At 61.3% G+C, this 14031-nt stretch carries 16 protein-coding genes; 6 read left to right on the forward strand and 10 right to left on the reverse strand.

What is annotated here, in order from left to right:
• From C3Y91_RS10690 to C3Y91_RS10705, 4 genes are all read right to left on the reverse strand, one after another.
• Nucleotides 1-145 (reverse strand): porin (locus tag C3Y91_RS10690; RefSeq protein WP_174826313.1); only part of this gene is annotated, 145 nt, incomplete at its 3' end.
• Between the two features lie 716 nt (nucleotides 146-861).
• Nucleotides 862-1350, reverse strand: a complete 489-nt coding sequence (locus C3Y91_RS10695; RefSeq protein WP_003540387.1) for an Lrp/AsnC family transcriptional regulator — start codon at nucleotides 1348-1350, stop codon at nucleotides 862-864.
• A 69-nt stretch (nucleotides 1351-1419) separates the two neighbouring features.
• A complete protein-coding gene (locus tag C3Y91_RS10700) occupies nucleotides 1420-2052 on the reverse strand; it encodes a uracil-DNA glycosylase family protein (RefSeq protein WP_024322057.1) in 633 nt (210 codons plus the stop codon).
• A 4-nt stretch (nucleotides 2053-2056) separates the two neighbouring features.
• Nucleotides 2057-2614, reverse strand: a complete 558-nt coding sequence (locus C3Y91_RS10705; protein ID WP_024322058.1) for a thermonuclease family protein — start codon at nucleotides 2612-2614, stop codon at nucleotides 2057-2059.
• A 106-nt stretch (nucleotides 2615-2720) separates the two neighbouring features.
• On the opposite strand from C3Y91_RS10705, the gene C3Y91_RS10710 reads away from it, so the two are divergent.
• Complete coding sequence (locus C3Y91_RS10710) at nucleotides 2721-4256, forward strand: sensor histidine kinase (RefSeq protein ID WP_024322059.1); 1536 nt, start codon at nucleotides 2721-2723, stop codon at nucleotides 4254-4256.
• A gap of 105 nt (nucleotides 4257-4361) precedes the next feature.
• On the opposite strand, the gene C3Y91_RS10715 is transcribed toward C3Y91_RS10710, so the two are convergent.
• Together C3Y91_RS10715 and cobT are read right to left on the reverse strand one after the other, a co-directional pair.
• Nucleotides 4362-4751 (reverse strand): diacylglycerol kinase, encoded by a 390-nt coding sequence (locus tag C3Y91_RS10715; protein ID WP_024322060.1) that lies wholly within the window; start codon nucleotides 4749-4751, stop codon nucleotides 4362-4364.
• Nucleotides 4752-4890: 139 nt separating this feature from the next.
• Nucleotides 4891-5907 carry a nicotinate-nucleotide--dimethylbenzimidazole phosphoribosyltransferase gene (cobT, locus tag C3Y91_RS10720; protein ID WP_024322061.1) on the reverse strand — a complete coding sequence of 339 codons (1017 nt, stop codon included), beginning with the start codon at nucleotides 5905-5907 and terminating at the stop codon, nucleotides 4891-4893.
• A gap of 157 nt (nucleotides 5908-6064) precedes the next feature.
• Here cobT and C3Y91_RS10725 point away from each other — a divergent pair, with 157 nt between their 5' ends.
• From C3Y91_RS10725 to C3Y91_RS10745, 5 genes are all read left to right on the forward strand, one after another.
• A complete protein-coding gene (locus C3Y91_RS10725; protein WP_024322062.1) occupies nucleotides 6065-6847 on the forward strand; it encodes an adenosylcobinamide-GDP ribazoletransferase in 783 nt (260 codons plus the stop codon).
• A gap of 18 nt (nucleotides 6848-6865) precedes the next feature.
• Nucleotides 6866-7084 carry a DUF1289 domain-containing protein gene (locus C3Y91_RS10730; RefSeq protein ID WP_024322063.1) on the forward strand — a complete coding sequence of 73 codons (219 nt, stop codon included), beginning with the start codon at nucleotides 6866-6868 and terminating at the stop codon, nucleotides 7082-7084.
• Complete coding sequence (locus C3Y91_RS10735; protein WP_024322064.1) at nucleotides 7081-7782, forward strand: TIGR02281 family clan AA aspartic protease; 702 nt, start codon at nucleotides 7081-7083, stop codon at nucleotides 7780-7782. Before C3Y91_RS10730 ends, C3Y91_RS10735 begins: the two co-directional genes overlap by 4 nt.
• 166 nt (nucleotides 7783-7948) lie before the next feature.
• Nucleotides 7949-8386, forward strand: a complete 438-nt coding sequence (locus C3Y91_RS10740) for an EamA family transporter (RefSeq protein ID WP_024322065.1) — start codon at nucleotides 7949-7951, stop codon at nucleotides 8384-8386.
• 129 nt (nucleotides 8387-8515) lie between these two features.
• The gene (locus C3Y91_RS10745) at nucleotides 8516-9439 is read left to right on the forward strand and encodes a LysR family transcriptional regulator (RefSeq protein ID WP_168575286.1); all 924 of its coding nucleotides are present in this window, start codon (nucleotides 8516-8518) and stop codon (nucleotides 9437-9439) included.
• On the opposite strand, the gene C3Y91_RS10750 is transcribed toward C3Y91_RS10745, so the two are convergent.
• The 4 genes from C3Y91_RS10750 to C3Y91_RS10765 form a co-directional block, all read right to left on the reverse strand.
• The gene (locus C3Y91_RS10750) at nucleotides 9402-10139 is read right to left on the reverse strand and encodes an SDR family oxidoreductase (RefSeq protein WP_168575287.1); all 738 of its coding nucleotides are present in this window, start codon (nucleotides 10137-10139) and stop codon (nucleotides 9402-9404) included. The two genes, C3Y91_RS10745 and C3Y91_RS10750, sit on opposite strands and share 38 nt — an antisense overlap.
• A 113-nt stretch (nucleotides 10140-10252) precedes the next feature.
• Nucleotides 10253-11014 carry an ABC transporter permease gene (locus C3Y91_RS10755; protein ID WP_018074633.1) on the reverse strand — a complete coding sequence of 254 codons (762 nt, stop codon included), beginning with the start codon at nucleotides 11012-11014 and terminating at the stop codon, nucleotides 10253-10255.
• The gene (locus C3Y91_RS10760; protein WP_130655701.1) at nucleotides 11011-11937 is read right to left on the reverse strand and encodes an ABC transporter ATP-binding protein; all 927 of its coding nucleotides are present in this window, start codon (nucleotides 11935-11937) and stop codon (nucleotides 11011-11013) included. Before C3Y91_RS10760 ends, C3Y91_RS10755 begins: the two co-directional genes overlap by 4 nt.
• A 454-nt stretch (nucleotides 11938-12391) precedes the next feature.
• A complete protein-coding gene (locus tag C3Y91_RS10765; RefSeq protein ID WP_130655702.1) occupies nucleotides 12392-14005 on the reverse strand; it encodes a glycoside hydrolase family 43 protein in 1614 nt (537 codons plus the stop codon).
• Nucleotides 14006-14031 lie beyond the last annotated feature (26 nt).

Here is a 14031-nt window from a genome sequence, read left to right on the forward strand (position 1 = left end):
AGAAGTAGCCGGTGCCGTAAGCGTCGCAGACGCGAACATATTCAACCGGTTCCGGCTCAGCAGCAACAATAGCGTCAGCTGCAAGAACCGGCGTCGATGCAGCAAATGCTGCTGCTGATGCAAGCAAAACCATTCTGATGTTCATTTACCAATCCATTCCTTTGTCGATCGGGGCTGGCTTCAGATCGGGTAGTCGATTTGAAGCCGGCCCAGTTTGAACAGCCATCTCGGCGTGCGGATCGATCGAACCGCCAAACCGTCATCACATACAAGGCTCTATCAAGCAATTGTCGATATACGCCAGATGGGTTCTCACGGGCTACTTTCCCCGGCAACGTGATTTTTATACAACAATTTCAAATATTTATACGAAAAACATGCAAAACGGCTCCGCGACGGAGATCCTCCATCGCAAGCCGCACACGCTACACCCATTGTCAAATTCTCCACCGTCCGACCCCGTCGAACATACTGGTGAAGCGCATAAACTCTACCGCCGGCTAACAAGCACAAACAAGGTGGCGGTTTAGAACATAGTGTTCTGAATTCGATACCAATGAGACAAAATTATGACATATCGCCCACTGGTTTAATCGACCATAACCCCAGAATCCTTACCAGGCTATTCATTTTTCCAGGAATTTGGTTCGATTTGAGCGTTTTTTCGCTATTTTTGAGGCTTTTTTTCAGTCGCGGGACCGCACATCCCCAAACTCGGCCTTGCTAACTGGCATTCCCACGTGCGGCCAGGATGTCACAAGTCGCCTCCAACGGGCATATCCGAGGTCGCAGACTCACGCCTGGTATGAGGCCGCGCTGGACTTTGCCGTGTCGCGTGCGGTCACGGCCGCACACTTGACCTCAATCCTCGTTGGATTTGGCATTATCGAGAATCATGTAGTCGAGCGGCAGCTGCGTCGAATACTTGATCTGCTCCATCGCAAAGGCGGAGGAAACGTCGCGAATCTCGATCTTGGCGATCATCCGCTTATAAAAAGCGTCATAGGCGGCAATATCGGGCACGACGACTCGCAAGAGATAATCGACATCACCACTCATCCGGTAGAATTCCACCACTTCGGGGAATTCGGCGACCACCTCGGAAAAGCGGCGCAGCCATTCGATCGAATGCGTGGCAGTGCGAATCGACACGAAGACGGTGACCTTGGTGTTGACCTTCTCCGGATCGAGGATGGCGACTCGGCGCTTGATGACGCCGTCTTCTTCCATCTTCTGGATGCGCCGCCAGCATGGCGTCGTCGAGAGACCCACTTTCTTGGCGAGATCGGCAACGGCAAGTGTCGAATCTTCTTGCAGAAGACGCAGTATTTTCCGGTCGAGGCGGTCCATGCGCACAACAGTCCTTTCGAATTATTTTCTTTGTATAACTCGATTCCGCGCAACTAAAAGAATTTTGTTTCAGGAAAGCAGCGTTTTCGTTCGTTCCTGTAAGACCGGGAGCAATTCTTTCTCGAACCAGGGATTGCGCTTCAGCCAGCCGCTGTTGCGCCAGCTCGGATGCGGCAGCGGCAGCACGGCCGGCAATCGGTCGGACAGAAGACAGTCACGCCATGCCCGCACCGTCTCGGTCATATTGTCCCGCCTTTCACCGGCCATATGCCAGGCCTGCGCATATTGGCCGATGACCAGCACCAGTTCGATTTGCGGCATGGCTGAGATCACTCTTTGCCGCCAGAACGACGCGCATTCGCGCCGCGGCGGCAGATCGGCGCCCTTGTCATCATAGCCAGGAAAGCAGAAGCCCATAGGCACGATGGCGAATCGGCCGCGGTCGTAGAAGCTTGCCCTGTCAACGCCAAGCCATGACCGCAACCGGTCGCCCGAGGCATCGTCGAATGGCAGGCCGCTCTCATGCACCCGAAGCCCCGGCGCCTGCCCGGCGATCAGTATGCGCGCGCTCGACGAGATCACCGCCACCGGCCGCGGCTCGTGCGGCAGCCGGTGTTCGGGGCCTTTCGCCGGCGTGTCACGACAGATCCGACAGGAGGCGATCTCCCGCCGGAGCGTCTCCAGCATGGCTTCGTCGGTCATGACTTTACTCCCATCCGACGATCTGCGCGATGAAACGCAGGGCGCCGTCGAAACCCGACCTCTGGTGCGCATGATTGCGCACGTCGCGCGGCCGCTCGAAAGTTCCGGCCCAGAGGCCTGCCTTCTGAGCCCTCGCCTCGGCCTCCTCTTTGCCATAATCGCCATAGGAAATGGCCATGCCCCGGCGCACCATGGCGGCATTGATGTCGCCGCCTGCCCCGCTCCGGCAGATGACGAGCAGCCTGTTGTAGCGGTCACGCCGGCTGCCCTGACAAAGTGTTCCCGATGCCAGCACCATGTCCTGCAGCGCCTCGCGCGCCGCGCGCCCGCAGGCCCAGGCTTTCCCCGCCCGCTCGCAGCTCTGGTTGAGCTCCGGCGCATCGATGCCTTCGAGGCGCAACCGCTCGTCTCCCAATGTCAGACTGTCACCGTCGGCAGCATGAAAGGCGCCGGCGTGCTCGATTTTTGCTGCATCGTTGAGCTTGGCGGCGATCAGCGCCACGAGCGCCAGCAGGGCAAAAGCGGTCACGCCGTCGCGAATCAGGCGCAGGCCCCGTGTCACGCTTTCGCCTCCTTAAAAAACAAATCCTTGGCAAAGATGGCAAACATCTTCTTAAGAATTGCCGGTTAAGCTCTTATCCACCCTGGGATGAAGTTTCAACGTGCACATGAGTACCGGCGTAAGCACATCGACCGACAAGATCATCGTCGACAGGTCGCGCAGCCACCGCAACAAGGCCGTTTCCAAGGCCGTGCGGCAGACGCGCGAACGTCTTCAGTCCGGTCACGCGTCCAATTCCTCCTTCGATCTTGACGTGCTCAAGATGTATGTGGCGTCGGTGCTGCAGAGCGCGACGATCATGCCCCTCTTCGTCGTCATCATCACCGCGCTTGGCGTCTATTTCACCCAGAACACGCAATTGCTCTTCTGGGCGCTGCTGACGCTCACCTGTCACGCCGGTAATATCCTGCTCGCGAGGCGCGCGCGCCGGCAGGAGATTACCTCCGAGAGCGCCCGCAAATGGCGCCGGCTGCTGCTGCTCGGCCAGTTCCTCCTCGGCTGCTGTTGGGCCGTCTTTGCGCTGCAGGGCTGCGATACCTGCGAGCCGTCGAGCTTCATTCTTTATAAGGGCACGACGCTGCTGATCGCGCTCTCCGTTACGGCGATGTCGAACTTCATGCTGACGCCGGCCGTGCTCGCCGCCTTTTCACCTGCGGTCCTGGCACTCGCCGCCAAGAGCGGCCTGTCACGCGACCTCCTCGAAATCAGCCTGACGGGGGCCTTCACCACCACCCTTGTCTTCTTCAATTATATCAGCGACCGGCTCTTCAAGTCGAACCTCAGGATTCTCTCCTATCAGTCGGAGAAGGACGACCTGATCGCCGAGCTGGAAGTGGCGAAATCGATGTCGGACGAGGCTCGCCGCCGCGCCGAAGAGGCAAACCTCGCCAAGTCGCGCTTCCTTGCCTCCATGTCGCACGAGCTCAGGACCCCGCTAAACGCCATCCTCGGCTTTTCCGAGGTGATGTCGGCCGAAGTCATGGGACCGCTCGCCAATCCGACCTACAAGGAATATGCCGGCGATATCCACCGCTCCGGCCAACACTTGCTCGATCTCATCAACGAGATCCTCGACCTGTCGCGCATCGAGGCTGGCAAATACGAACTGAGCGAGGAGGCGATTTCGCTGCTCGATATCACCGAAGATTGCATCGGCATGGTCCAGCTGCGCGCCCGCGCCAAGAACATTGCCATTTCGGACCAGTTCGAGCGCCAGCTGCCGGCCATCTGGGCGGATGAGAAGTCGATGCGCCAGGTGGTGCTCAACCTTCTCTCCAATGCCGTCAAGTTCACGCCGCAGGGCGGCGAGATCCACGTCAAGGTCGGCTGGACAGCCGGCGGCGGACAGTACATCTCGATCAAGGACAACGGCCCCGGTATTCCGGAAGAAGAGATTCCCGTCGTCCTGTCGGCCTTTGGCCAGGGCTCAATCGCCATCAAGAGCGCCGAACAGGGTACAGGCCTCGGCCTGCCGATCGTCCAGGCGATCCTTGCCAAGCATGACGGACAGTTCCTGCTGAAATCGAAGCTACGCGAAGGCACCGAAGTTATCGCCATCCTGCCCGCCAAGCGCGTGCTCCAGAGCCTGCCGGCCGTCGAGGAGGCTCAGGCCGTCGCGCGCAAGCGCAAGAGTTTTGCCTGATTCAGCTAAAGCATGATGCCGAAAAGTGTGAACGGTTTTCGGGCAATATCATGCTCCAATTTTTAGACTTGGATCCGGATGACTTCAGGCCGATCCAGCGCGAAATCATCCGGATCCAAAGAACAGGTGCTTGCTGAGGACGAAGCCGAGATAGAGGCTGCAGGCGGCGATCATGCAGGTCACCGCGAAGGAGCCGAGATCCTTGGCATGTTTGCCGACGATTGAAATCTCCGGCGAAATCCGGTCGATCACCTCTTCAACGGCGGTATTCATCGCCTCCATCGAAAAGAGCCCGAGAAACAGAAGCACCGCGACGACGATCTCGCCCGCAGTCGCTCCCACCAGCGCCAGCGCCGCGATCGAAACGACGAAGAAACCGAGTTCCTGACGGAAGGCCGCCTCTTTCAGCACCCGCAGGAAGCCCGCCCAAGAGTAGCTGGCGGCGGCGATGAAATGCCGAAGTCCGGTCTCTTTCGTCACCGCAGGCTTCGTCAAGATGCCCTCTCCTCTTCCCGTTGCATCACAGACCGGGAGAGGCTTTGCCGTCTCCTCTTTGATGAGCGAATACGCAAATACCGAATCCACTTGAGGCGCGCAAGCGAACGCGTGCGGATCGACGGCGCCCGTCGCGGCCTTAATGCTTATTCGACACACCTGCCTGGGCGAAGGTCGCCATGCCGGAATGACAGGCGGCGGCCGCCTTGACGATACCGGCGGCAAGCGCCGCACCGGTGCCTTCGCCGAGCCGCATACCGAGCGCCAGAAGCGGCGTCTTGCCGAGCATCTCGATTGCGCGAAGATGCCCGGGCTCGCCGGAGACATGGCCGATCAGGCAATGATCGAGCGCGGACGGATTGGCGGCCTTCAGGATCGCTGCCGCGGCGGTCGCGACATAACCGTCGATCAGCACCGGGATGCGCTCCATGCGGGCGGCAAGAATGGCGCCGGCCATCGCCGCGATCTCGCGGCCGCCGAGCCGGCGCATGATCTCGAGCGGATCGTCGAGATGGTCACCATGCAGTGCCACCGCCTTTTCCACCGCCGCGATCTTGCGCTCCAGCATCTCGCCTTCCGAACCGGTGCCGGGTCCCACCCAGTCGCGCGCCGAACCGCCGTAGAGCGCATAGTTGATCGCCGCCGCAATCGTCGTATTACCGATGCCCATTTCGCCGATGCAAAGCAGGTCGGTGCCGCCGGCGATCGCCTCCATGCCGAAGGCCATGGTGGCGGCGCAATCGCGCTCGGAAAGCGCGGCCTCTTCGGTAATGTCGCCGGTGGGATAATCGAGCGCCAGGTCGAAGACCTTCAGCCCGAGATCATAGGCAACACAGATCTGGTTGATCGCAGCACCGCCGGCCGCGAAGTTATCGACCATCTGTTGCGTCACCGTGGGCGGAAAGGGCGTGATGCCCTGTTTGGTGACACCGTGATTGCCGGCGAAGATCGCCACCAGCGGCCGATTGACGGCGGGTGTGCGGCCCGTCCAGGCGGCAAGCCAGAAGGCAATCTCCTCGAGCCGTCCGAGCGCGCCCGGCGGCTTGGTCAGTTGTGCGTCGCGTTCGCGGGCAGCCACCAGCGCGCGGGCATCCGGCCCCGGCAGGTCGCGGAGCAGGGTACGGAAATCGTCGAACGGCAGGCCTGAAACGCTCATTTGTGCGGTTTTCCTATGAATCCGGGTATTCTTGTTTTTTCCACGCAAATCAGCTTCCTTGCGGGTGGCAACTCTCTTAAAGCGGGCGGACGAGGCGAACAACTCTAAAAGCGCCGCCGCGACCATAAGCCGAGACCTCCGGGCGGAACGAAGTAGAATGAAGATCAAGGATCATGCGGTCGATACCGCCCGCGCCGTCGCCTTCCTCAGCCGCATTCCCCTGCCGCAATCGCTGTTCAGAGGCTATGACGGCAGGCTTGGCCGGCTGGTGCGCGCCTTTCCCCTCGCAGGCATCGTCATCGGCTTCGTCCCCGCACTCGCCCTCTTCCTGCTTTTGGGGCTGCGTGCCGATCCGCTGATGGCGGCCCTGATCGCGCTTTCCGTTCAGGTCATCGTCACCGGGGCGCTGCACGAGGACGGGCTGGCCGATACGGCCGATGGCATTGGCGGCGGCAAGAGCCGTGAGCAGAGCCTCCTCATCATGAAGGACAGCCGGATCGGCACCTATGGCGCGATAGCGCTGATCCTCTCCTTCGCGATCCGCGCAGCCGCGCTTGCCGCTATCGCCGGCCGTTCCTCGCCGCTCGCTGCCGCCCTTGCCATTCCCGCAGTCGCGGCCCTCAGTCGCGGCGCCATCGCCTGGCACTGGCAACGGCTGCCACCGGCAAAGGCCGATGGGGTAGCCGCCTCGACCGGCCAGCCGGACGAGGCGGCGATGCAGTTTGCGCTCGCCTCGGCCGGCCTCGTCGCAGCGCTTCTGATCTGGCCGGCTTTCGGCCTGCGGCCGCTCATCGTAAGCCTGCTCGCCACCGGTATCGCAGGCCTTGCCTTCACCGCTTTCATCCGCCGCAAGCTTGCCGGCCACACCGGCGATACGCTGGGTGCGACGCAGCAGATTTGCGAGATCGCCACTCTTTGCGCCCTTGCCACCGCTCTTTGAAACTCCGATATATCCTTCATGCAAACACCCTGCATTCACCTCTGCTCCCTCGTTTCAGCCACCGGATTTTGCGCCGGATGCGGGCGGACTCTTCAGGAAATCAGCAGCTGGATGAGCTACTCCGACACCGAGCGAAGACAGATCATGGCACTGCTGCCGGCAAGGCTTGCAGGCACCACCACGGTGCCGAACCATATGAAATCAAGCCTCGTCGCCGGGCCGGAGCGGCCTTTATGATTCGTTTGACTGTCTTCCTCGTCGTAATCGGCATCGGCCTTGCCGTGCTGATCGTCAACAATGACAACAGCCGCATCCTCGGCCTGCAGAGTGATGACTTCGGCCGTGTCGTCTACCTGCTGCCGATCGCGCTGATGCTATCGGCCGGCATCTGGGCGAGCCGGCGCAGCGTCGGTGAAACGATGCGACATATGATGATCTGGCTGGTCATCATCCTGGCACTCGTGACCGTCTATCTCTATCGCCAGGAAGCACTCGGCGTCGGCAACAGGCTGCTCGCCGGTCTCGTTCCCGGCCGTGCCGTTGTCGTCACGACAAGCGAGGGCGGCCAGGAAATCATTCTGCACAAGCTGCTGAACGGCCATTTCGAAGCCGATGTCGCTGTCAACGGCCAGACGATCGAGATGCTCGTCGATACCGGCGCCAGCATGGTGGCGCTGTCGCGCGAAGATGCCGAACGGATCGGTATCGACCTCTCCCGCCTCACCTATTCCATGACGGTCATGACAGCCAACGGCCGCGGCCGCGCAGCACCTGTCACCCTCGACCAGGTGGCGATCGGCCCGATCGTCCGCAACAATGTCGCAGCCAGCGTCGCCGAGGACGGCCGGCTCGACCAGAGCCTGCTCGGCATGAGCTTCCTGGAAACGCTGCGCTCGCTGCAGATGCAGACCGACGAACTCCGTATGCGCGACTAATTGCGGCTCCGCCGCTTTACGGCGACGACCGGATCTGACAGCTTGAGCCCAAGAACAACAAGACCACAAAGAGCAAAAAGAAACTCCTAGTCTGGTGGCACCGCATGTTCGACCGGCCTTTGCCCAAGGCGAGGCCTTGACCCATGGGTGCGACAGGAGTTTCGCAATGAATTCACTCTGGCCGATCGTCATCGGCGGCATTCTGCCTGCCATTTTCTGGGGCATCACCGCCATCTTCCAGAAGCAGAGTGCGACCGCCGCCACCGGCTCCGCCGTCTATCTGATCGCCTTCGGCGCTGCCTGCGCGCTCGCCGGCGTGATCGCCGCACTGATCTGGCGCCCCGCCCCCTGGACCGCCGAGGGCCTTGGCTTTGCCGCCACATCAGGCGCCTGCTTTGCCGTCGGTACCGGCCTCATCAGCTTTACGCTCTTCGCCTACGGCGTCCCGGTCTCGAAACTCGCCCCAATCTGGAGCTGCAACGTGCTGGTGACCCTGGCAATCGGCGCCGTCTTTCTCGGCGAAGCCTCCGAGCTCGACATAATAAAGCTCGTCGCCGGCACCCTCCTCATCATCTCCGGGGCCCTGCTCGTCAGCCGCGCCTGACGGGAATCGGACGCAATAGCGCAGCACCAAGATGATCAGTTCGCCGCCAGATGCTCCTGCGTTGCAGCCTCTTCTGCTTTGTTGATATCCTGCGTCAGGGCGCCTCCGCGCGCCATACCGGAGCCCGACATGAACCCACGACAATTGAAGACATTCCTTGCGGTGATCCGACACGAAAATCTCACGCGCGCCGCTGCCGAGGTCAATCTGGCTCAATCAAGCCTCAGCGACCAGATACAGATGCTGGAAGAAGAAGTCGGCGCAGAGCTCTTCCTCCGCTCCCGACAGGGCGTCGTCCCGACACCGGCAGGTGCGGTCCTCAAGGCCTATGCCGAAGAGATATTAGCGCTCAACGAGGAAGCGAAGGCCGCCGTCGGTGCGGCAGCCGGCAGTGCGGAGCAGTCCGTCACCTTGGGCACGCTCGAAACCATCGCCGCCGAGCGGCTGGCGCCGTGGCTTGCACTCTTTCGCAAGAAGAACCCGAACGTCGGCCTCAAGCTCAAGGTCGGCGGCAGCGGCGAATTGCTCGCGCAATTGCAGCAGGGCTCGATTGACATCGCCTTCACCTTCGATCGCGAGCAGCAAGATGAGCGCTTCTTGACGCGTCGCATCTGCGACGAACCGCTGGTGCTGATTGCCGGCGGCGATTCGCAAGCCCGACCACCGGAGAGCCTTGCGGCCCTGAGCACCGCCCCCTTCGTCGCCACCGAAACCGGCTGCGTCTACCGTCACCTGTTCGACGCTGCCTTTGCAGAAGCACATGTTGCAGCACCACCAATCGTCACGGAAGCCGACAGCATCGCGACAATCGTCCGGCTCGTCGCATCCGGCGCCGGCTTTGGCCTCGTCCCGCGCCTTGCGGTCGGCCCGGCCGCAACGCGGAGCAACATCGTCGAGCTGCCATGGCCGGGCAAACCACCTGCAGCCTCGCTGGTGATGATGTGGCGGCGCAGGCGCGTGCAACCGCCGGTGCTTACCCTCCTGCTGCAATCGGCAAGCGAAGAATTCTCGCCGCTCAGACCAGCCGATGTCCGCCTTCGACATGCAGGATAGTGCCTGTCGTGAATCCGTTGCCGATCAGGAAGCGGATCGCATCGGCAATGTCTTCCGGCTTACCGACGCGGCCGGCCGGCAGGCGCTCCGCCATCGCCTCCAGCATTGCCTGTTTGGCGTCACCGGCAACGAGGCTCCAGATCGGCGTATCCACCCACCCTGGCGATACGGCATTGACGCGGATCGGCGCCAGCTCGATCGCCAGCGCCCTGACCAAGCCTTCCAGCGCAGCATTGACGGCCGCCACCACCGATCCACGCGCCGCCGGCCGGTAGGCCGCGACACCTGACGTATAGGTAATCGATCCTGAGGCCGGCAGATGGACGGCACCATATTTTGCCAGCAGCAGCGGCCCGTAGAACTTGCTTTCGACAACCCTTTGCGCCGCCGTCAGCTCAATCGACGACAGCAACTGATAGGCTCCTTCGATATCGGCCGCCGTGCTGACGATGTGATCGACCGGCCCGCTATTGCAAAACAGCGCCGCGACCTCCTCCTCCCGCGATATATTGACGGCAACCGTCGACAATCCAGGATGCTCGCCGAGATCGCGGCGGGCCGCCGCAAGCTTGTCTTCGCTGCGTCCTGCGATCGTCACCGCCGCCCCTTCCCCGAGCAAACGCCTCGCCAGCGCCAGCCCCATTCCGGAGCTGCCGCCAGCAATAATGATCCTCGCGCCTTCGATCCTGATATCCGTCATCTGCCATCTCCTTCTCGGCTGATACAGCAGATGCCTCGGACCGGAGCGGAAGAAAAACGGAAGAAACCGATGGTGTCATCGAGTTTTCCGATGACACGTGTTCGGGTGAATGGTCAGTTGCGCAGCCGGTAGCCGGTCTTGAAGATCCAGCCGAGTGTTCCCAGGCAGATCACCAGGAACACTGTGATCATCGCCAGGCTGATCGCCGGGTTGACGTCGGCGATCCCGTAAAAACTCCAGCGGAAGCCGCTGACGAGATAGAGCACCGGGTTGAGGTGGCTGACCGCCTGCCAGAACGGCGGCAGCATGCTGACGGAATAGAAGCTCCCGCCGAGGAAGGTCAGCGGCGGCACGACCAGCATGGGAATGAGGTTCAGTTGCTCGAAATTACCGGCCCAGATGCCGATCATGAAGCCGAACAGGCTGAAGGTGATCGCCGTCAACAAGAAAAATAGGATCATCATGAAGGGATGTTCGATCCTGACGTCGACGAAGAGATTGGCGGTCAGGAGGATGATGAAGCCGATGATCATGCCCTTGGTCGCCGCCGCCCCGACATAACCGAGCAGGATCTCCGTCATCGCTACCGGCGCCGAAAGCACCTCGTAGATCGTGCCGGTGAATTTCGGGAAATAGATGCCGAAAGAGCCGTTGCTGATGCACTGGCCAAGCAGCGTCAGCATGATCAAGCCGGGCGTAATAAAGGCGCCGTAGGACACGCCCTCCACCTCCTGAATGCGTGATCCCACAGCGGCGCCGAAGACGATGAAATAGAGCGAGGTTGAGATGACGGGCGAGATGACGCTCTGCAGCAGCGTGCGGCGCGTGCGCGCCATCTCGAAGAAATAGATGGATTTGACGGCCTCGACGTTCATTTGCTCGCTCCCACCAGCGCCACGAAGATGTCCTCGAGCGAGCTTTGCCGCGTCGAGAGATCCTTGAAATGGATATTGTTCTCGCCGAGCCGGGTCAGCAGAGCCGCAATGCTTTCCTGCTCATCGTCAGTGTCGAAATCATAGGTCAGGCGGTTGCCGTCTGCCTCCAGCGTCAGTCCATTGCCGGCAAAACAATCCGGCAGCCCGCTCAGCGGTTCGGTGAGATCGAGGATGAGCTGCTTGCGGCCGAGCTTGGCCATCAGCGCCGCCTTGTCCTCCACGAGCAGTAATTCGCCGCCATTGATGACGCCGACGCGGTCGGCGATTTCCTCGGCCTCTTCGATATAATGGGTGGTCAGGATGATGGTGACGCCGGAGGCCCGAAGCTCTTCGACGACATGCCACATGTCCTTGCGCAGCGTCACGTCGACGCCGGCGGTCGGCTCGTCGAGGAAAAGAATATCCGGCTCATGGGATAGCGCCTTGGCGATCAGCACCCGCCGCTTCATGCCGCCGGAGAGCTGGCGCAGCATATTGTCCTTTTTGTCCCAGAGCGAGAGCGCGCGCAGCACCTTCTCGATATGGGCAGGATTGGCTTTCTTGCCGTGCAGACCGCGCGAAAAGCTTACCGTATTGAACACCGTTTCGAACTGATCGGTGGTCAGCTCCTGCGGCACCAGCCCGATCATCCCGCGGGTGGCGCGGAAATCCTTCACGACGTCGCGGCCGGCGACCAGTACCCGGCCGCCGCTTGGATTGGCGATGCCGCAGATGATCGAGATCAGGGTCGTCTTGCCGGCACCGTTCGGCCCGAGCAGCGCCAGAATCTCACCCTTTTCGACGTCGAGGTTGATGCCCTTCAGGGCCTCGAACCCATTGGCGTAGGTCTTGGTAAGGTTTTGAACGGAAATGATGGGGGCCATGCGGGACTCTTGCGGATTCTCGGAGGTTACTTCGGCCCGCTATATAGTCCCTTTGTAACGCTTTAACATCCTTAAGCCTATGAACACTGCATTCGCGCGCTGCTAACATAGTTGGTCCGCCGAAGCGGTTGGCCGGCGAAAGAAAGGCAGCGACCGGCTTCAGATGTCATCATCCGGTGATCTTCGTGCCCGATAAGAGAGCCGAGGTCAGCACCGGCATCCGCCCCGCCGCCCACCCCTTTGCGGAGCCGTCTCCGGGTGTTTTCGTTGCGCCCCATTTTTGCTGCCTCGGCATGTAGTGAAAGTTATTGTTCAGTCACGAAGTGTTTGGAACCGGCCAGTATCCCCTGTTCAGCCGCGTTCGTCTTAGCCGGCCCTGCGCCGGCTTTCTTTTTTCGTTTCACACCTCATTCTTTCCGTGGTCCACCGCGGATGAAAGCGACCAGGGGTGCCCTCACAGCTCGTCGTAATTGAACCAGTCAAAATCCGCGATCTTCGCCCGGCCTGACGTGTCGAAGGCAAACACGCCGGCGAAAGCGCCGGTGAAGGAGCCGTGTTCGCCGCGTCCGCCCTCGTCTGAGATCACACCGGCGTCGAGGACCGGGCCGATCGGCTGCCAGGCGCCCTTACCTTCGGTCTGCCAGAAGAATTGCAGGTCGTTCTCGCGGATTTCCATGGCGAGCTGGACACGACCCTCGGCGGTAATCGAAACCCCGCTTTCGGCGGGAAAGCTCAGCCGTCCGTTCGGGTAGTCGCCGTTGCAGGAGAGGATCGTCACGCAGCGGCCGAGTGTCTCGTGCAGCGTCACGGCGACGGCGTGGAATTTGTGGCGGTTGTAGTAATGCGTCAGCCCCGCCACCTGCTGGTAGGTGTCGGGCGAGAAGTCGACCACGGTCTCGGCACGGAAACTGTGATGCTCTTGGCGGCGGGCAACCAGCGACTGTTCGAACCAGGAGCCGATGCTTTCGCGCGCAATCAGGCGCAGATGGCCGGGACGATCCGTCAGGTTGAAGATGCGCGCGGGCTCGGGCGTGCGTAGCCATTGGAAATCGGCAGGCAGCGTGCCGCCGTCGAAGCTGTATTCGCTGCGCATCGGCTTTTCCACCGGCACCGCGCCAAAGAGGCCCGGCACATCGACATCGGGCACTGAGGTGCCGTTTTCAAGATAGAGCCAGTCATCGTCGCGCCAGACGCATTTCTGTAAGGATGTCTCGCGCCCCAGCGTGCAGCGCCGTTTCGGCGGTAGCGGCCGGCCGCAGAGATGGGTGTGATAGGCCTCGCCCTCGGGCGTCTCGACATATTGGCCATGCCCTGCCCGTTGCAGCACCGCGCCCGGGTGATCCTTGGAGGTGATGAGATGCATGTTCGGATGCATCTCATAGGGTCCGTCGATCTTTCGCGACCGCGCCATGGTGACGGCATGGTCGTAGCCGGTGCCGCCCTCGGCGGTGGTCAGATAATACCAGCCATTGCGCTTGAAGAGATGCGGGCCCTCGACGAGGCCGAGCGGGCTGCCGGCGAAGATGTTCTTGATCGGCCCCTTTAACGCCTTTGCCGCCGGATCCCATTCCTGCAGCAGGATGCCGTCGAAGGCCGGCGATTTCGGCGAGCCGCCATAGCTTTCGGTGCGGTGGTTCCACTGCATGTTGACGAACCACTTCCGGCCGTCATCGTCGTGGAAGAGCGAGGGATCGAAGCCGGAGGAATTGACATAGACCGGCTCGGACCATTCGGCCTCGATCGTGGGTGCGGTGACGATGTAGTTCGGCGCGTCCTTGAAATTGCCGTCGTAGCGCTTGACGTCGGTATAGACCAGCCAGAACTGCCCGTCGGCATAAGACAGGCACGGCGCCCAGATGCCGCAGCTATCGGGATTGCCGCGCATGTCGAGCTGCGATCTGCGCTCCAGCGGCCGGCGCACCAGTGTCCAGTTCACCAGGTCGCGCGAATGGTGGATCTGCACGCCGGGATACCATTCGAAGGTCGAGGTGGCGATGTAATAATCCGCGCCGACGCGGCAGATCGACGGGTCGGGGTTGAACCCCGGCAGAATGGGATTGCGGATCATGACAGGGTCTCCTCCGACCGGCGGTG

It is taken from the genome of Rhizobium ruizarguesonis, from assembly GCF_012349115.1.
Classification (GTDB): domain Bacteria; phylum Pseudomonadota; class Alphaproteobacteria; order Rhizobiales; family Rhizobiaceae; genus Rhizobium; species Rhizobium ruizarguesonis.